This window comes from Mesorhizobium sp. P160187 (assembly GCF_057766425.1).
On the sequence record NZ_JBYMDX010000003.1, the window covers coordinates 1,668,560 to 1,686,995 of the forward strand.

Genomic DNA, 18,436 nt, shown 5'->3' on the forward strand with positions numbered 1-18,436 from the left:
GCGCCGAACCAGCGCACGCGCCGCCTTGAACGGCTCGGGTTGGCTGGGAACGGACAGCGGAAATGGCCGTACCCGCACCTTTGCGCGTGATTGCATGCCCATCGGCGTCCGTTCCCTTTCAGGCTGAACAGACAAGGACGGACCGCACGTGTCAAAATCCCTCGACAGTTTCAATTGCCGCCGCACCCTCACCGTGGGTGGCGCGGACTATGTCTATTACAATCTGGTCGAGGCCGAGAGGAACGGCCTCACCGGCATTGCCCAGCTGCCTTATTCGATGAAGGTGCTGCTGGAAAACCTTTTGCGCAATGAAGACGGCCGCTCCGTCACCAAGGACTCTATCCAGGCTGTTGCCGGCTGGCTGACCGACAAGGGCACCGCCGGCGTCGAGATCGCCTATCGCCCCGCGCGTGTCCTGATGCAGGATTTCACCGGCGTCCCGGCGGTGGTCGACCTGGCCGCCATGCGCGACGGCCTCAAGGCGCTCGGCGGGGATCCGCAGAAGATCAATCCGCTGGTGCCGGTCGACCTCGTCATCGACCACTCCGTCATCGTCGACGAATTCGGCACGCCACTGGCCTTTGCCAGGAATGTCGAGCTCGAATATGAGCGCAACGAAGAGCGCTATAAATTCCTGAAATGGGGCCAGCAGGCGTTCCGCAATTTTCGCGTCGTGCCGCCCGGCACCGGCATCTGCCATCAGGTCAACCTCGAATATCTCGGTCAGGTCGTCTGGACCAACACGGAAGACGGCGAAACCACCGCTTATCCCGACACCTGCGTCGGCACCGATTCGCACACCACCATGATCAACGGCCTTGGCGTGCTCGGCTGGGGCGTCGGCGGCATCGAGGCCGAGGCGGCGATGCTCGGCCAGCCGGTTTCCATGCTGTTGCCCGAAGTCATCGGCTTCCGCCTCACCGGCAAACTCAGGGAAGGCATCACCGCCACTGACCTGGTGCTGACCGTCACCCAGATGCTGCGCAAGAAGGGCGTCGTCGGCAAGTTCGTCGAGTTCTTCGGCCCGGGCCTGTCCAACATGACGCTGGCCGACCGCGCCACCATCGGCAACATGGCGCCCGAATATGGCGCCACCTGCGGCTTCTTCCCGGTCGATGGCGAGACCATCCGCTACCTCACAATGTCGGGCCGCGAGGAAGGCCGCATCGCCCTGGTCGAAGCCTATTCCAAGGCGCAAGGCATGTGGCGTGACGCCGGCTCGGCCGACCCTGTCTTCACCGACCTGCTCGAACTCGAACTCGACAGCGTCGTGCCGTCGATGGCAGGTCCCAAGCGTCCCGAAGGCCGCGTTCCGCTCGAAGGTATTCCGGCCGGCTTCGCCAAGGCGATGGAGACCGAGTACAAGAAGGCTGCCGAAATCCACAAGCGCTATGCCGTCGAAGGCACCGACCATGATCTCGGCCATGGCGATGTCGTCATTGCCGCCATCACGTCCTGCACCAACACCTCCAACCCGAGTGTGCTGATCGGCGCCGGCCTCTTGGCGCGCAACGCCAACCGGCTCGGCCTCAAGCAGAAGCCGTGGGTGAAGACCTCGCTGGCGCCGGGCAGCCAGGTGGTCGCCGAATATCTGGAAAAGTCCGGTCTGCAGAAGGAGCTCGACCAGATCGGCTTCAACCTGGTTGGTTTCGGCTGCACCACCTGCATCGGCAATTCGGGCCCGTTGCCTGCGCCGATCTCCAAGACCATCAACGATAAGGGCCTGATCGCCGCCGCGGTGCTCTCCGGCAACCGCAATTTCGAAGGCCGCGTTTCACCTGACGTGCAGGCGAACTATCTGGCGTCGCCGCCGCTGGTGGTAGCCCATGCTTTGGCCGGCACCGTCACCAAGGACCTGACCACCGAGCCACTCGGAGAAGGCCGCGACGGCAAGCCGGTCTATCTCAGGGATATCTGGCCGAGTTCGGCCGAGATCCAAGAGTTCATCGAGAAGAACGTCACACGTGAGCTGTTCGCCCGCAAATATGCCGACGTCTTCAAGGGCGACGAATACTGGCAGAACGTCAAGGCGCCGGAAGGCCAGACCTATGCCTGGGACGACAACTCGACCTATGTGCAGAACCCGCCCTATTTCGCCGGCATGACCTCCGGTTTCGGCAAGATCGGCGACATCAAGGGCGCGCGCGTGCTCGGCCTGTTCGGCGACAAGATCACCACCGATCACATCTCACCGGCGGGTTCGATCAAGGCCGCTTCCCCGGCCGGCAAATACCTCACCGACCATGGCGTCGGCGTTGCCGACTTCAACCAGTACGGCACAAGGCGCGGCAACCATGAGGTGATGATGCGCGGCACCTTCGCCAACATCCGCATCCGCAACCATATGCTGGGCGAGAACGGCCGCGAGGGCGGCTACACCATCCACTACCCGTCGAAGGAAGAGGAATCGATCTACGACGCGGCGATGAGGTACAAAAAGGAAGGCGTGCCGCTGGTCATCTTCGCCGGCGTCGAATACGGCAACGGCTCCTCGCGCGACTGGGCAGCTAAAGGAACGAATCTCCTCGGTGTCCGTGCCGTCATCGCCCAGTCCTTCGAGCGCATCCATCGCTCCAACCTGGTCGGCATGGGCGTCATCCCCTTCGTCTTCGAGGAAGGCACCTCATGGGCCTCGCTCAACCTCAAGGGTGACGAGCTGGTCGAGATCGACGGCATAAGCACCATCAAGCCACGCCAGACGATGATCGCCAAGGTGACCTATGGCGACGGCACCGTGAAGAACGTGCCGATCATCTGCCGCATCGATACGCTGGACGAGCTCGACTACTTCAAGAATGGCGGCATTTTGCAATACGTGCTGCGCGATCTGGCCGCGTAGCGGCCAGGGCTTAGGCAGTAGGGATTGGGCGGTAGCGGGGAACGACATCCCCTACCCCTACCCCTACCCCTACCCCTACCCCTACCCCTACCCCTACCCCTACCCCTACCCCTACCCCTACCCCTACCCCTACCCCTACCCCTACCCCTACCCCTACCCCTACCCCTACCCCTACCCCTACCCCTACCCCTACTCCCTGCTCCCTGCTCCCTGCTCCCTGCTCCCTGCTCCCTGCTCCCTGCTCCCTGCTCCCTGCTCCCTACTCCCTACTCCCAGTCTTTCGAAAGCATTGCCCGACCCGATCGAAGCCCCGCCCTGTACGACAGGAGTAAAAACCGGCTGGGCTCAGCAAGATCTGCCCCACGCTCCTGATGCCATGCTCCCGATCGAACCGGGCGGTGAAGTGCTCCCCCTGTGATGGCCATACCCATGGTTGCGGCAGCAAAAATTTCACCGCAACGTGACTTCCCGTTGACTGTCGCTTCTGCCACAAATCTGGGCAACCAGAACAAGGCCGGCGTCACCGGCGGGAATCGGAACGACCATGGCACCTCGACACCCTCTGCGGCTTGCGGCTTTTGCGCTGGCCTTCTCGGCGCTTGCCGGGACCGGGTTCGCCGAGGAACCGGGAACGGCCCAGACCGACAAACCGCAGATTGACAGGCCCTTGGGCGTGGTCGAGCTGTTCACCAGCCAAGGCTGCAATTCCTGCCCGCCGGCGGACGCTTTCTTTGCCGAGCTGGCGGCCAAGGACAACGTCGTCGCGCTCGCCTACCACGTCAATTACTGGGACTATCTCGGCTGGCAGGACACGCTGAGCAGCAAGGACAATACCGACCGGCAATATGACTATATGCGCGCCTTCGGCACCCGCTCCGTCTACACGCCGCAAGCCGTCATCAATGGTCGCAGCCATGTCAACGGCGCCAGCCGCAAGGAGGTCGACGGCGCGCTTGCCCGCATGGAGAAATCCGGTGAAGGCATGCGGGTCAGCGTCAAGGTCAGCCGCACCAGCGATCGCGTCATGATCGATGCCGGCGACGCCGGTAGCGGCCCGAGCGACGCCCATGTCGTCATCGTCTATTTCGAACCACCGCAGACGGTGACCATCGCCAAGGGCGAGAACACCGGCCGCAGCATGACCTACTGGAACGCCGTCACCGGCATCCAGACCGCCGGCATGTGGCACGGCAAGGCGCAGCGCTACGAATTGCCGATGACCGAGATCGCCAAGAAAGGCGGCTGCGCCGTGCTGCTGCAATCGGTCGGCAAGGACGGCCTGCCGGGGCCTATTCTGGGCGCTGCGTTTATTCACAAGCCCTAAGAGGGCCCCTCATCCGGCCGCTCTCGGCCACCTTCTCCCCGAGGGGAGAAGAGGCTGAATCAGCGCAGGCGCGAACTCCTCTCCGTTCGGGGGAGGTCGGATTGGCCCGAATTGCTGTTCGCAATTCGGCTGGCAATCCGGGTGAGGGGATGCGCCCGCAAACTGGGCACCGCAGCCTCCGGCAAATTCTTCAAGCAGCCAAAAACAAAAAAACCGACGTCAGCTTGCTTCTGACGTCGGTCATTTAGGTTTTGGGATCGTCGCACCCGGCCTCTCCCTGAGGAAAGTCCGAGGTTGGTTCGATCCGACGCAGACCCGTGGGCGGGGGGCTTGGGGTTTACGAGCCGGTGCCGGACCGAACCGTCTCAGGCAACGCCGGTAAATTCGTCGGACATTGGGGCATGAGCGCGGATAAAAAAAGGCGGAAATGTGGCGAGGCATCACCAATTCAAACACCGCGTTTTATAAAAGTGACTGGACGTTGCGAAAACAGCGCAGTCCCGGGATGGTTAGCCGGGCCTTGCAATTCCACGGCGAACACGCCAACTTCTGCAAGCGAGATTCATTTTCAAAGGGATCGCGGGATGACCGATCGCAGCGGTGGGACGGAGGATGGGGACGCATCCGCAATATTGATCCCGCTGCACGAGGCGCGACGCGAACGCCTCGACCAGCCGGTCCGTTTCGACCGGCGTGAACTCGACGAGATCCTGAGGCTGTACGGACGCATGGTCGCCGCCAACGAATGGCGCGACTATGCCATCGATCATCTGTCTGATCGGGCTGTGTTTTCAGTCTTCCGCCGGGCCAGCGAAGTGCCGCTGTTCCAGATCGTCAAGGATCCGAAACTGGCACGCCGGCAAGGCGCCTTCGCCGTCATCGCCGCCGGCGGCCGAATCCTCAAGCGCGGCCAGGAACTCGGTCGCGTGCTCAACGTCTTCGATGCTAAGCTGAAGATTGTCCAGGCCTAATTGAAAATTGGGGAATTGAAGAGCTGAAGAATTGAAAAAAGAGGATGTAACGGTCGAAATACCGCCGGGTTTGTTCTCAGCTATTCGGATCCTCAATTCTTCAGTTCTCCTCAATTCCCCTCCTCAGGCTCTCACGAAACTTCCGCTCCGGCAGCGAATGCGGATCGGGCGGAACCGTTACGCCGCCATTCAGCGACAGCTGCATGAACACCGTGTCAAGCCAGCGCCCATGCTTGTAGCCGGAGCCTTCCAGGCGACCGGAATGGCGAAAGCCGAGCTTTTCATGCAGCCGCACCGAGGCGCTGTCTGCATGGCCGTCGCCGATCACCGCGACGATCTGGCGAAAGCCCGCCATACGGCAGGCTTCAATCAGCGCCTGCATCAGCAGCAGCCCGACGCCCTGGCCCTTCGCATCAGGCGCGACATAGACGGAATCCTCTACGATGAAGCGGTAGGCCGGGCGCGGCCGGAACGCGCCGGCATAGGCGTAGCCGAGTAGCGCGCCATCTCGTTCCGCCACCAGATAGGGAAAGCCCCCCGCCGTCAGGCTGTCGAAGCGCCCACCCATCTCAGTGCGGCTGGGCGGCTCCAGCTCATAGCTCGCGGTGCCATGCGTCACGGCGTCGGCGTAGATCTCGGCGATTCGGCCGAGGTCGCCTTCCAAGGCCGCGCGGATGGAAACAGTGCTCATAATTTATGCAGACGTTTCATCTGCCTCCATGACAGCAAAGGCCGGCACAAAAGAAAAGGGCGGCCGTTGGGCCGCCCTCTTGATATCAGCTGGTCCAGTTGCCTGATGGGAAGACCGCCTAGCGGCGATCGCCCATGAACTGCAGCAGGAACATGAACAGGTTGATGAAGTCGAGATATAGCCTCAACGCGCCCATGATCGCCTTGCGGCCGGCAACGTCGGCCTGATCGCCTTCGTAGTACATTTCCTTGATGGTCTGCGTGTCGTAGGCGGTGAGGCCGGCGAAGATCAACACGCCGATCGCCGAGATGGCGAAGCCGAGCGCCGACGACTGCAGGAAGATGTTGATCAGCATGGCGATCACGAGGCCGACGACGCCCATGACCAGGAACGAGCCGAACGCCGAAAGGTCGCGCTTGGTCGTGTAGCCGTAGAGCGACAGCGCGCCGAAGGCGGCCGCCGTGGCGAAGAAGGTCTGGGTGATCGAGGCGCCGGTGTAGACCAGGAAGATGGTCGACAGCGACAGGCCGACCAGGCCCGAATAGACCCAGAAGGTTGTCTGCGCCGCGGCCACGCTCATCGACTGGATCCTGAACGACAGGAAGAAGACGGCGGCGAGCGGAGCCAGGATGACCACCCAGCGGAAGGCGCTGGCATAGATCAGCGTGCCGAAAGCGGTCAGCTGTCCGTCGCCGGTGACGGCGAGCTGGAAAGCGCCCCAGGCGGCGACGCCGGTGATGAGGAGGCCAAGCCCCATCAAATTGTAGACCTTGAGCATGTAAGTGCGCAGGCCTTGGTCGATGTCGGCGCGCGCGCCCGGCACGGCCGAAGTCTGGTAGTTGCGAATGGGCTCAGCCATTGGAATCCTCTGTTGCTTCTGCCCCGTACGGTGTCAGGCCCTTTCGGACCTGGGCGCCGCTGGCGGGGCTCCAGCATGCCTGTGGCGAAATATGATGGTTCTTGACGTCAAGAACAAGACCGTAACGGGCTGCAACGCTTGGTGAATCTCCGGAAGCCGGTTTTCTTGGGCTTCCATGACTGCACATTACCAAGATTTAATCGGAAACGGCAGATTCGGCCAACCTTGCCGTTTGGGGCCTAGAGGTCGCGCAGCACCGGCGCCGCCTTGTGCCCGAGCACCCGCCAGGTGCCGGCAAGGCCGATGCCGACTGTGATCACCAGCGCAAACACCAAGGTCGCCACTGCCACCTCCGGCATGAAATGCGACGGCAACGTCATGATGCGGGCAACGATGTACCAGGCGGCGATGCCGCCGGCAGCCAACGCGAACACCGCGGTGGCCAGGCCGATCAGCATGTATTCCAGCGAAAACGCCGTGATCAGCGTTCGCCTCGTGGCGCCCAGCGTCTTCAGCACCACGGCATCGTGGATGCGGGCGCGATTTCCCGCGGCGAGCGCGCCGGCAAGCACCAGCACCGAAGCGATCAAGGCAACGCCGGCCGCGACCCGGATCGCCGTGCCGAGCTGGCCGACCAGCCGGTTGACGACATCGAGCGCGTCCTTGACCCGAACTGTCGTCACCGCCGGGAAGGCGCGGGTGACGGCGTTCAGCAGGCGGGCATCCTCTGCTGCCGTGGCATCCTTTTCGGTCAGCGTCGCCAGCCAGCCATGCGGGGCGCCGGCAAAAGTGTTGGGCGAGAACACCATGACGAAGTTGATGCCCATCGTCTCCCATTGCACCTCTCGGAAATTGGCGATCCTGGCCGTCACATTGCGTCCGAGCACATTGACGGTGACGGTATCGCCAAGCTTCAGGCCGAGCGCCTTGCCTTCATCGTTGGAGAACGAAACCAGCGGTTCGCCGCTGTAATTCTCCGACCACCAGATGCCTTCGGTCAGTGTCGCATTGGCCGGCTGTTTGGCGTCGTAGGTCAGGCCGCGATCGCCGCGCAGCACCCAGGCGCCTTCCGATGGCACATTGGCCTTGTCGACACTAACGCCGTTCAGCGCCATCACCCGGCCGCGCAGCATCGGCACCTTGACCAGCGTTCCCTTCGGCGCCTCTTTGCCGATCAATGTCGAGAAGGCATCGACCTCGCTATTCTGGATGTCGACGAAGAAGAAATTCGGCGCCCGTTCCGGCAGACTGCCGGAGATCTGCTGCCTGAGATTGCCGTCGATCAGCGCCAGCGTCACCAAAAGCGTCAGCCCGAGCCCGAGCGACAGCACGACGGACGGCGTCAGCGCGCCGGGCCGGTGGATGTTGCCGATGGCGAGCCGAAGCGCGACCGAGCGCACACGCGGGCTTTTGCGCGCCACCCACTGCACCAGCGCACCGACCAGGCGCAACACCAGAAAGGCAAAGACCGTCGCGCCGACGAAGATCAAGGCGATGCGCCGGTCGCCGGAAAACAGGATGGCGAGCGCCGCCAAAGCGAGCGCGATGCCGACCGCCGTGGCAAGATAGGGCAGGCGTGGAAAGCCGCGGCCCTCAAAACCCATTTCGCGAAACAGCGCGGTCGCCGGCACATCGCGGGCGCGGCCGAGCGGCAACAGCGCGAAGGCAAGCGTCACCAGCAGCCCGAACAGCGCGGCAAGAGCCAGCGCACCGGGATAGAAGCCGCCTTTAGCCGGCACCGGAATGACCGACTGGAGCGCAGCGCTGGCAGCAAACGGCATGGCGGCGCCGAGGATGAGGCCAAGCGCGATGCCGAGGCCGGCGATCATCAGGATCTGCACGAGATAGACGGTGAAGACGAAGCCGCCCGAGGCGCCAAGGCTCTTGAAGGTGGCGATGACGCCGCGCTTGCCGTCGAGATAGGCGCGCACCGCATTGGCAACGCCGACGCCACCGACGACCAGCGCCGTCAGCCCGACCAGCGTCAGGAATTGCGAGAAGCGCTCGATGTTGGAGGACAGCGCCGGCGCGGCGTTCGAGCGGGTGCGGATCGACCAGCCGGCTTCGGGGAAATCGCTCGCCGCCCGATCCTGGATGGCCTTGAGATCGGCCTCGCTGGCGCCGGCCGGCAGCCGAACCTTGTAGGCATTCTCGACCAGGCTGCCTGGCTGGATCAGACCAGAGGCGGCGAGCCCTTGCATCGAAACCATCAGCCGCGGCGCGAAGCCGAAACCGTCCGACACCGCATCCGGTTCGCTCACCAGCCTGGCCCGCAATTCGAATGTCGCGCTGCCGACCTTCAGCCGGTCACCGATCTCCACATTCAGCCGGTCGAACAACAGGTCGGGCGCGGCGGCGCCAAAGACGCCTGATTTCTCGCCGAACAAATCCTCTCTGCCAAGCTGCGGCGCGGTCTCGAGCGCGCCATAGAGCGGATAGGCGTCGTCGACGGCCTTGGCCTCAACCAACGCCTGGTCGGAGCCGTCATCCAGCCGCGCCATCGAGCGCATATTGGCGCTGTGCGACACAGTGCCGAGGCGGTCGAGGAAGGTGCTTTCGGCTGGCGTCGCATCGCGCTGGTTGAGCTGGAAGCGCAAGTCGCCGCCAAGCAGCGTCTGGCCCTGGTCTGCAACGCCTGCGGTGATCGCCTGCGCCACCGAATTGACCCCGCCGATTGCAGCGACGCCGAGCGCAATGCAGGCAAGGAAGATCAGGAAACCCGACAACCCGCCGCGCATCTCGCGCAGCGAGAAGCGGAACGCGAGCTTCAGCGTCTGCGACAGTGGCATCAGGCCGGCACCTTGACCTGCGCTACCGGCGCATCTTCGATGCGGCCCGAGCGCATCGACACCTGGCGCGAGCAGCGCGCCGCAAGGGCCGGATCGTGCGTGACCAGCACCAAGGTCATGCCGCGCTCGGCCGCCTTGGCGAACAAAAGGTCGGCAACCTGCCGCCCCGTCGCCTGGTCGAGATTGCCGGTCGGCTCGTCGGCGATGAGAATGCGCGGCGACGGCGCCAGCGCGCGGGCGATCGCCACGCGCTGCTGTTCGCCGCCGGACAGCTCGCCCGGATAGTGGGTGACGCGGTCGCTCAAGCCCACCGCTGCCAGCTCGCGCGCCGCGACACCGAACGGATCGGCATGGCCGGCCAGTTCCAGCGGCACCGCGACATTTTCGAGCGCCGTCATGTTGGGAATGAGATGGAACGACTGGAAGACGATGCCGATGTTTCGGCCCCGAAACGATGCGACCTCGTCCTCGCTTTTGCCGTTCAGCAATTCGCCGGCGATCCGCACCGTCCCCGAATCGACCTGCTCCAGCCCGGCCAGCACCATCAGCAAGGTCGACTTGCCGGACCCCGAAGGGCCGACGATGCCGGTCGCCTCGCCGCGCGTCACGTCCAGGCTGACGCGTTTCAGCACATGCACTGAGGAAGCGCCTTGGCCAAGGGTCAGGGATACGTCTTTCAGCTCGATGACGGCTTCTGTCACAATTAAAGCGTCCTATATCAGGATGAAGGCTCTGCTTGCCGGAAGCCGCCGCCGGAAGAATTCCTCGGGTATATGGGGCCTGCCACATGTCTTTCAAACGCAAGATATCTTTCAAACGCTTGAATGCCGCAGGGCTCGTCCTTTTCGTCACCCTTTGCGGCGCCATTTCGTCTGTGCGCGCCGAGACGTTCACCATCGTCGGCTTCGGCGACAGCCTGATGGCCGGTTTCGGCCTCGGGCCTGGCGATGGCTTTACCGACAAATTGCAAGCTGCGCTGCGCGCCAAAGGCCATGACGTCACCGTCGCCAACGCCGGCGTTTCAGGCGACACCTCGAGCGGCGGCTTGGCGCGGCTTGACTGGTCGGTGCCGGATGGGACAAGGCTGGTTATCCTCGAACTCGGCGCCAACGACATGCTGCGCGGCGTCTCGCCCAGCATTACGGAAAAGAACCTGGACGACATGCTGGCGAAGCTGAAAGCGCGCAAGATCGCGGTGCTTTTGGCCGGCATGCGCGCCGCTCCCAATCTCGGCGCCGACTACCAGAACGCCTTCGATGCGATCTACCCAAAGCTGGCCGCGAAATACGATGTGCCGCTCTATCCGTTTTTTCTCGATGGCGTCGCCGGGCAGTCCGGCCTGCAGTTGGAGGATGGCCTGCATCCCAATCCGAAGGGCGTCGCAGCGATGGTCGAGCGCATCATGCCCGCCGTGGAGAAGGCGATTGCGGCAGTTGAGGGTGGCGGTTGAACGCCGGCCTGACGAGAATAACGCGGCGTTCGCCTCGCGCGAACTTTGAAACAAAAGACCGGGCTGCCGATGACCCGAGTCATCCATGCTGCGCTCGAAGAGCATATGCAGCATCTGGGTAATGCAAGCGCCGAGGCGGCACGGCAATAGTGCTTATTCATCGCTTGGAGGCGCCTGTTCGTAAAAATGCCTGCAACCAACAAACCACTTGCCCCGTTTGACTATCGATGATTCGCTAGGGGCACAGTTCGATTCGAGGAAGGGAGGCTCACCATGCCGCGTCTTTTCACCGCCCTCGAAATACCCCGTGACGCCGCTCTTTCGCTGTCCCTGCTCAGGGGCGGCCTGCCCGGAGCCCGCTGGATCGATGTCGAAAACTACCATCTGACGCTGCGCTTCATCGGCGACGTCGAAGGCCATATCGCCGACGAAATCGCCAACGCGCTCGACCGGGTGCACCGCCCATCCTTCTCGCTCACCCTGTCCGGAGTTGGCGCTTTCGGCCAGAAGAAGCCGCACGCCGTCTGGGCCGGCGTCTTCGCCTCGCCCGACCTTTCGGCGCTGCAGAGCGAAATCGACCGCATCTGCCAGCGGCTCGGCCTGCCCGCCGACCCGCGCAAGTTCACCCCGCATGTTACGCTGGCACGCTTGCGCAATTCGAGCCCGCTCGACGTCGCCCAGTACCTGTCGGCGCGCGGCAATTTTGCGACGCTACCGTTTCGCGTCGGCCGCTTCGTGCTGATGTCGTCGCGCGATTCGGTCGGCGGCGGTCCCTACATTGTCGAGGAGGCGTGGCCGCTCTCCGGCGTCGACGCCCGCGCCACCAATCTCGTCGCCAGCGCCTCCGACGCTTCGCGGATCATGCGGTAGACCGAAGCGAACGCTTCGGCCCCGTCATAATAGGGATCCGGCACGTCGCGGGTTTTGCCCTGCGCAAACTCTGCCAAGAGATGAATACGTTCCCGCGCACCGGCCGGCGCCAACGCCTTGAGGTCGCGGACATTTTGCCGATCCATGCCGAGGATCAGGTCGAAGCGCGAAAAATCCTCCGGCCTGACCTTGCGTGCCCGCTGCCCTGATATGTCGAGGCCGTGGCGGGCCGCAATCGCGATCGAGCGCGGGTCGGGCGCTTCGCCGAGGTTCCAGCCGCCGGTCGCCGCAGAGTCCAGCACGATGTCGTCCAGCACCATGTCGCGGCCGCGTTCCGCCAGCACGGCGCGAAACACGCCTTCGGCCAGGGGTGAGCGGCAGATGTTGCCGAGGCAGACGAAGAGTATGGAATTTATCGGCTTTACGCTCATTCGATATGCGCCGTTCGTGCATTTGGAAGCCCAAAACGCAAAGGACTTTTGGGCGACTTGCATTATGGTGAGGGTCGATATCTGGGATAGCACGGGAAATCATCATGACGAGAGAGAAACTCAGCAAGGACGCCATCGCCGGCGCACTGGCCGAACTGGCCGGCTGGTCGCAGGCAGCCGATGGCGCCTCCATCAAGCGCAGCTTCGACTTCAAGAATTTTTCCGAAGCCTTCGCCTTCATGACCCGCGTCGCGCTGGCCGCCGAGAAGATGGACCATCATCCCGACTGGTCGAACGTCTACAAGACTGTCGACGTGACGCTCAACACCCATGATGCCGGTGGTGTCACTGCGCTCGACATCGCGCTGGCCAAGAAGATGAATGGGTATGCTGGCGGCTGAACGCTGGGGCGGCAACGCCAAATCGGCTCCATCCTCTTGCAGTGGACCGGGACTTTCACCACATTTTCCGTGGCGGCCGCGCGCAACGCGTAGCGCGACGGCCGGCAAGGAGAGGATTGATGGCGCAGCAGCCCGGTTTTGATTTCTTCGGCTTCGGCAGCAAGCTCGGCGACGAGAGTGAAGTGCGCGCCAAATTCTGGCGCACGGCCAAGAAGGCCGCCCGGCAGATTCCGTTCATGGAAGAGGTCGTCGCCGGCTATTATTGCGCGCTCGACAGGAAGACGCCTTTGCGTGCCAAGGGCATATTGCTGGCAGCGCTTGGCTATTTCGTGCTGCCGGTCGACGTCATACCCGATTTCGTCTTCGGCCTCGGCTTCACCGACGACATCGCCGTGCTGACCGCCGCGATCTCCACGGTAAGCGCCCATATCACCCCTGCGCACCGCAAGGCCGCCAAGGAGGCGATCGCCGACAAGAGCTGAATCGGCGTCGCGTTGGCAACTGGGTTCAGAAGAAATCCTCCGCTCAAACAGGACGATAGCGGCTTGGCTTCGGGTTCCGCTGCGGCCGTTGGAAAAGTCAAACTCTTGCCGCTTTCGTGGCCTCCAAGTCGCCGCAGGGACATTGCGAAAGCCGTTTTTTCAAGAAGCGGCGCGGAAATGGCGGTGGTTTCCATGGGTGAATGTCCTTTTCCGAGGGAAATTCACCGTTTGGTAACCCAGATTAAATCAAAATGAAGCGACGGGCAGGACGCCAAGCCGGCCTGCCCCGCACCATTTGGAATACGGGAAAAGCGATGCGCGGATTGATTGCACTAGTCTCGAGCCTGGTCCTGGTGGCTTTTGCCGCGCCGGCGCTGGCGCAGCAGGCGACCAAGATCGGCCAGCACAATGCCTGGGGCACCTACAGCTACCAGGCGCAGGGCGGCAAGGTCTGCTATGTGCTCACCGTGCCGACCGACAAGCAGCCGCCGACGCTCGATCACGGCGACATGTTCTTCTTCGTCAGCCAGCGGCCGGGCCAGCAAGTGTCCTACGAGCCGCAATTCATCGCCGGCTACACATTCCAGGAAGGCTCCAAGGCCACCGTCACCATCGACAAGAAGACGTTCTCGATGTTCACCCGCGGCAAGTCGGCCTGGGTCGAGAACGCCGCCGAAGAGCCGGTGCTGATCGCCGCCATGAAAACCGGCACCGACATGAAGGTCTCGGCGAAGTCTGGCCGCGGCAATCCGACGACCTATGTGTTTTCGCTGAAAGGCATCTCGGCCGCGCTGACGTCGATCGCCAAGTGCAAGTAGGCTAGCGCGGTTCCCGCCGCATGACTCTCGCCGCAACCTGTGCTATGCGCCGCGCTTCTTTTCGGCACGATGGATGAAATCGGCCGCAATTCGCTTATATTGGCGCTGATATGACCCTTTCCTTCGATCTCACCACTGAGGGCGCACGCGATGCGTTGCGCGCCCGCGCCACGCCCGAGAAGCCGTCGCTGATCGGCCTGACGCGGGCCGAGCTCGGTGACGCCCTCATCAGTGCCGGCATCGTGCCCGAGCGCCAGGCGAAAATGCGCGCCCAACAGCTCTGGCACTGGATGTATGTGCGCGGCGTCTCCGACTTTGCCGGCATGTTCAACATCTCCAAAGATCTGCGCGCCGAACTGGACAAGCATTTCACCGTCGCCAGGCCCGAAATCGTCGAGGAGCAGATTTCCTCCGACGGCACGCGCAAGTGGCTGTTCCGCTTTCCGCCGCGCGGCGCCGGCCGTCCCGTCGAGATCGAGACCGTCTACATCCCCGAAGAAGGCCGCGGCACGCTATGCATCTCATCGCAGGTCGGCTGCACGCTGACCTGCTCGTTCTGCCACACCGGCACGCAGAAGCTGGTGCGCAATTTGACGGCGGAAGAGATCCTGGCGCAATTGCTCACCGCCCGCGACCGGCTCGGCGATTTCCCCGACCGCGACACACCCGACGGCGCCATCGTCCCTGCCGAGGGCAGAAAAGTCTCCAACGTCGTCATGATGGGCATGGGCGAGCCGCTCTACAATTTCGAGGCGGTGAAGAAGGCGCTGCTGATTGCCTCCGACGGCGACGGACTGTCGCTGTCGAAGCGCCGCATTACGCTCTCGACCTCCGGCGTGGTGCCCGAGATCTTCCGCACCGGCGAGGAGATAGGGGTCATGCTGGCGATCTCGCTGCACGCCACCAATGACGATCTGCGCGACCTGCTTGTGCCGATCAACAAGAAGTATCCGCTGAAGGAACTGATCGAGGCCTGCCGCGCCTATCCCGGCCTGTCCAACGCCAAGCGCATCACCTTCGAATATGTGATGCTGAAGGACGTCAACGATTCCATCGAGGACGCCAAGGGGCTGATCAAGCTGCTCAAAGGCATTCCAGCCAAGATCAATCTGATCCCGTTCAACCCGTGGCCGGGCACCAACTATCAGTGCTCGGACTGGGAGACGATCGAGAAATTTGCCGACTACATCAACAATGCCGGCTATGCCTCGCCGATCCGCACGCCGCGCGGCCGCGACATCCTGGCCGCCTGCGGGCAGCTCAAATCCGACTCCGAACGCATGCGCAAGGTCGACCGCCTGGCGCTGGAAGCCATGATGATTGCGGGGCATGGCGAGGCGTGAGCCGCCACTTCGCCTATATCCTCCGTTTCGCTGTCATCCTGTTCGGCTATGTCGTCGCCTCATTGGCGGCGAGCGCCTTTCTCAACGTGCTGTTCCTGGCTTCCGTCGGTTATATGCCGGACGATGCGCACCCAGCGGCGGCCGCGGCGCTGTATTTTTCGATCCCGTTCGTGGCGCTGTTTGTCGCCTATTTCGCTTTCATACCGGCGGTGGTCGCAATCCTGATCTCCGAGGTCCTCAGCCGCCGCGACTGGCTGTTCTATGCACTCGCGGGCGGCTTGGTGGCCGCGGCCTTCCTTGGCTTCGTCCACCAGAACGTGGATTTCGACGTCACCGAACCGCGCGCCATCGCCGCGGTGATCGGCTGCGGCATGGTCGGCGGCATCTTCTACTGGCTAAGCGCCGGCCGCTGGGCCGGAAGCTGGTGGCAGGCCGCTACTTCGCCTGAGCGGTCAGGATCTTGAGCGCGAAGGCCGAAAACACACCGGCAAAGAGATAGTCTACCACCCGCGTCACCCGCGGGCTGGCCTTCATCGCCGCCGAAAACCTTTCCGCAGCAAACACCATCGGCGCTGTCACCGGGACCGACAGCACGATGAACATGAGGCCGAGGAAGAACAGTTTTCCCGGCGCGTTCGGATCGTGAGCGGAGACGAACTGCGGCAGAAACGTCATGAAGAACAGGATGATCTTCGGGTTGAGCAGATTGACGCCAAGCCCGGCAGCCCAGCTGCGGAACAGCGAAATCTGCGGCCCGTTCTTCTTCTGCGGTGAAAACGCCGAGCCCTTGGTGATTGCCTGCCAGGCCAGGAACACCAGATAGGCGGCGCCGAACGTTTTCAGCACGAGGAAGGCCATTGGCGAGGCGACGATCAGCGCCGAGATGCCGACCGCCACCAAAGTTGTGTGGATCAGCGTTCCGAACAGAGCACCCGCCAGCGAGGCAAAGCCGGCGGCGCGGCCCTGGCTCAGTGTGCGCGAGACGAACAGCGTCATATCCGGCCCCGGCGTGATCGCCAGGATCATGGTGGCGATGGCGAACTGGATCAGCGTGGTGGTGTCGGGAATGAAGGACATCGGTGGGCCCTGGCGAATGATCGTCGGTCTATAACGCAGCCTCCCGGCTCACGCCAGCAACTGACTGGCGTGGCATCTGGTCCAGCGGCTGCGGCGGTCGGAGCCCGTTCATCCCTTGCGCTGGCCGGAAATGCCGTGATACCTCGCCCGCGAAACTCATCGCGGAACCGCCAAAATGTCCCCAGCAATGCCCAAGACAAAAGACGTCAAGAAGGTCGTGCTCGCCTATTCCGGCGGTCTCGACACCTCCATCATCCTGAAATGGCTGCAGACCGAGCTCGGCGCCGAAGTCGTCACCTTCACCGCCGATCTCGGCCAGGGTGGCGAGTTGGAGCCGGCGCGCAAGAAGGCCGAGATGATGGGCATCAAGGATATCCGCGTCGTCGATGTGCGCGAGGAATTCGTCGCCGACTTCGTCTTCCCGATGTTTCGCGCCAATGCCGTCTATGAAGGCACCTACCTGCTCGGCACCTCGATCGCCCGGCCGCTGATCTCCAAACACCTGGTCGAGATCGCCCAGGAGGTCGGCGCCGATGCTATTGCGCATGGCGCCACCGGCAAGGGCAACGACCAGGTGCGTTTCGAGCTGTCGGCCTATGCGCTGAACCCCGACATCAAAGTCATCGCGCCGTGGCGGGACTGGTCGTTCAAGTCGCGCACCGACCTGATCAACTTCGCCGAGCAGCACCAGATCCCGGTGGCCAAGGACAAGCGCGGCGAAGCACCCTTCTCGGTCGACGCCAACCTCCTGCACTCGTCCTCCGAGGGCAAGGTTCTGGAAGACCCGTGGAGCGAGCCACCGGAATTCGTCCATCAGCGCACCGTCTCGCCAATGGACGCGCCGGACAAGGTCACCGAGATCGAGATCGAATTCTTGAAGGGCGACCCGATCGCGCTGAACGGCAAGAAGCTGTCGCCGGCCGAGATGCTGACGGCGCTCAACGATCTTGGCCGCGACAATGGCATCGGCCGGCTCGACCTGGTCGAGAACCGCTTCGTCGGCATGAAATCGCGCGGCGTCTACGAGACCCCCGGCGGCACCATCCTGATCGTCGCCCACCGCGCCATCGAATCGATCACGCTCGACCGCGGCGCCGGCCACCTCAAGGACGAGTTCATGCCGCGCTACGCCGAGCTGATCTACAACGGCTTCTGGTTCTCGCCCGAGCGGCTGATGCTCCAGGCGATGATCGACAAGAGCCAGGAAGACGTCGAAGGCACGGTGCGCCTGAAACTCTACAAGGGCAATGTCATGGTCACCGGCCGCAAATCCAAGAAGACGCTCTATTCCGACGCGCTGGTCACCTTCGAGGATGACCGCGGCGCCTACGACCAGAAGGACGCCGCCGGCTTCATCCGCCTCAATGCGCTGCGGCTGAGGACGCTGGCGGCAAGGAGCCGCAAGGGTGAACCAAACTAGTGTTCCAGGAAAACCCGGCGGTCACACAGGGTTTTTATTTGATACCTCTAATATAAGAGGCCAAGCTGGCTGACATGGTTTCCGTTTGACCTTTTAAAAGCCTCATCTAAATTCCTTCGCGGGACGAGGGATTCCGATCGTGAAAAACGCCATTTTTCTCATGCTTGCGGCGGCCATCGTCTTTACCGGATGCCAGTCCTCGCAGGCGGCCGCGAAACGCGAGCAGGACGGGTGCATCTCCGCAGTCCATTTGTGGAGCATCACGTTCAAGCACGAAATCGCCTCTTTCATGGGCGTCTCGCAGGAGCGCATGCCGGCCCTGTTCTGCCAGCGTATCACCGAAGGCGTACGCAGCGGGGGGATCAGCTACTCCGATTTGAACAGAGTGCAGCTAGACCTGCCGACCGAGATATGGCTGGTCATCAAGGGCAAGTCAAAGGCGGCTGCCAGGGCCGCGCCGGTGCTGCGCAACTCCAAATTCCGGAGCTGCAAAGGTACTGAAGGCGCCTTCGAGGTTCCTATTTCCCAGAAGTGCCCGTTGAGCGGCTACGCACATTATTGAGAGCCCAGTCGCTCAGCCGGCATTTGCGCCAACGATCGAGCAATTCGAGAAAGAGCATGCCCGACTTCGTCCGTAACTGCGTAAAAACAAAGAAATAGAGCGGCGGCAA

General features: G+C 62.9%; 18 protein-coding genes. 12 read left to right on the top strand and 6 right to left on the bottom strand.

What is annotated here, in order from left to right:
• The first annotated feature begins 148 nt into the window (after positions 1–148).
• The 3 genes from acnA to AC3CCE_RS11495 all read left to right on the top strand — a co-directional run bounded on the left by acnA (position 149) and on the right by AC3CCE_RS11495 (position 5,134).
• The gene (gene acnA, locus AC3CCE_RS11485) at positions 149–2,839 is read left to right on the top strand and encodes an aconitate hydratase AcnA (protein ID WP_352626050.1); all 2,691 of its coding nucleotides are present in this window, start codon (positions 149–151) and stop codon (positions 2,837–2,839) included.
• Positions 2,840–3,383: 544 nt separating this feature from the next.
• Positions 3,384–4,163 (top strand): DUF1223 domain-containing protein, encoded by a 780-nt coding sequence (locus AC3CCE_RS11490; protein WP_352627287.1) that lies wholly within the window; start codon positions 3,384–3,386, stop codon positions 4,161–4,163.
• A gap of 584 nt (positions 4,164–4,747) precedes the next feature.
• Complete coding sequence (locus tag AC3CCE_RS11495; RefSeq protein WP_023683844.1) at positions 4,748–5,134, top strand: DUF2794 domain-containing protein; 387 nt, start codon at positions 4,748–4,750, stop codon at positions 5,132–5,134.
• Positions 5,135–5,234: 100 nt separating this feature from the next.
• Here the strand turns inward: AC3CCE_RS11495 and AC3CCE_RS11500 are convergent, their stop codons facing one another.
• The 4 genes from AC3CCE_RS11500 to AC3CCE_RS11515 form a co-directional block, all read right to left on the bottom strand.
• Positions 5,235–5,825, bottom strand: a complete 591-nt coding sequence (locus AC3CCE_RS11500; RefSeq protein WP_352627285.1) for a GNAT family N-acetyltransferase — start codon at positions 5,823–5,825, stop codon at positions 5,235–5,237.
• Between the two features lie 118 nt (positions 5,826–5,943).
• A complete protein-coding gene (locus AC3CCE_RS11505; RefSeq protein WP_023671726.1) occupies positions 5,944–6,684 on the bottom strand; it encodes a Bax inhibitor-1/YccA family protein in 741 nt (246 codons plus the stop codon).
• A 239-nt stretch (positions 6,685–6,923) separates the two neighbouring features.
• Complete coding sequence (locus AC3CCE_RS11510) at positions 6,924–9,473, bottom strand: ABC transporter permease (protein WP_352627282.1); 2,550 nt, start codon at positions 9,471–9,473, stop codon at positions 6,924–6,926.
• On the bottom strand, positions 9,473–10,174 hold the full coding sequence (locus AC3CCE_RS11515; RefSeq protein WP_023683841.1) for an ABC transporter ATP-binding protein: 702 nt from the start codon (positions 10,172–10,174) through the stop codon (positions 9,473–9,475). The genes AC3CCE_RS11510 and AC3CCE_RS11515 overlap by 1 nt, the downstream gene beginning before the upstream one ends.
• Before the next feature lie 86 nt (positions 10,175–10,260).
• Between AC3CCE_RS11515 and AC3CCE_RS11520 the strand changes: the two genes are divergently transcribed.
• Both AC3CCE_RS11520 and thpR read left to right on the top strand, forming a co-directional pair.
• Positions 10,261–10,923, top strand: a complete 663-nt coding sequence (locus tag AC3CCE_RS11520) for an arylesterase (RefSeq protein WP_488377138.1) — start codon at positions 10,261–10,263, stop codon at positions 10,921–10,923.
• Between the two features lie 273 nt (positions 10,924–11,196).
• Entirely contained in the window at positions 11,197–11,793 is a 597-nt protein-coding gene (gene thpR / locus AC3CCE_RS11525) for an RNA 2',3'-cyclic phosphodiesterase (RefSeq protein ID WP_023671722.1), read from the top strand.
• Here thpR and AC3CCE_RS11530 read toward each other — a convergent pair.
• Positions 11,697–12,224 carry a low molecular weight protein-tyrosine-phosphatase gene (locus AC3CCE_RS11530; protein ID WP_023702599.1) on the bottom strand — a complete coding sequence of 176 codons (528 nt, stop codon included), beginning with the start codon at positions 12,222–12,224 and terminating at the stop codon, positions 11,697–11,699. The genes thpR and AC3CCE_RS11530 overlap by 97 nt on opposite strands.
• 104 nt (positions 12,225–12,328) lie before the next feature.
• On the opposite strand from AC3CCE_RS11530, the gene AC3CCE_RS11535 reads away from it, so the two are divergent.
• From AC3CCE_RS11535 to AC3CCE_RS11555, 5 genes are all read left to right on the top strand, one after another.
• Positions 12,329–12,625, top strand: a complete 297-nt coding sequence (locus tag AC3CCE_RS11535) for a 4a-hydroxytetrahydrobiopterin dehydratase (RefSeq protein ID WP_023738023.1) — start codon at positions 12,329–12,331, stop codon at positions 12,623–12,625.
• Positions 12,626–12,744: 119 nt separating this feature from the next.
• Positions 12,745–13,107, top strand: a complete 363-nt coding sequence (locus AC3CCE_RS11540; protein WP_023671719.1) for a YkvA family protein — start codon at positions 12,745–12,747, stop codon at positions 13,105–13,107.
• Positions 13,108–13,421: 314 nt separating this feature from the next.
• Positions 13,422–13,925, top strand: a complete 504-nt coding sequence (locus tag AC3CCE_RS11545; RefSeq protein WP_023671718.1) for an invasion associated locus B family protein — start codon at positions 13,422–13,424, stop codon at positions 13,923–13,925.
• Positions 13,926–14,035: 110 nt separating this feature from the next.
• Complete coding sequence (gene rlmN / locus AC3CCE_RS11550; protein ID WP_023828747.1) at positions 14,036–15,268, top strand: dual-specificity RNA methyltransferase RlmN; 1,233 nt, start codon at positions 14,036–14,038, stop codon at positions 15,266–15,268.
• Positions 15,265–15,732: a hypothetical protein gene (locus AC3CCE_RS11555; protein ID WP_352627278.1), complete on the top strand. Its 468-nt coding sequence runs from the start codon at positions 15,265–15,267 to the stop codon at positions 15,730–15,732. Before rlmN ends, AC3CCE_RS11555 begins: the two co-directional genes overlap by 4 nt.
• Here the strand turns inward: AC3CCE_RS11555 and AC3CCE_RS11560 are convergent.
• Positions 15,704–16,345: a LysE family translocator gene (locus AC3CCE_RS11560; RefSeq protein WP_023694540.1), complete on the bottom strand. Its 642-nt coding sequence runs from the start codon at positions 16,343–16,345 to the stop codon at positions 15,704–15,706. The two genes, AC3CCE_RS11555 and AC3CCE_RS11560, sit on opposite strands and share 29 nt — an antisense overlap.
• Positions 16,346–16,532: 187 nt before the next feature.
• Here AC3CCE_RS11560 and AC3CCE_RS11565 point away from each other — a divergent pair, with 187 nt between their 5' ends.
• On the top strand, positions 16,533–17,765 hold the full coding sequence (locus AC3CCE_RS11565; RefSeq protein ID WP_352627289.1) for an argininosuccinate synthase: 1,233 nt from the start codon (positions 16,533–16,535) through the stop codon (positions 17,763–17,765).
• A gap of 139 nt (positions 17,766–17,904) precedes the next feature.
• Complete coding sequence (locus AC3CCE_RS11570) at positions 17,905–18,327, top strand: hypothetical protein (protein ID WP_023834707.1); 423 nt, start codon at positions 17,905–17,907, stop codon at positions 18,325–18,327.
• The last annotated feature ends 109 nt before the right edge of the window (positions 18,328–18,436 follow it).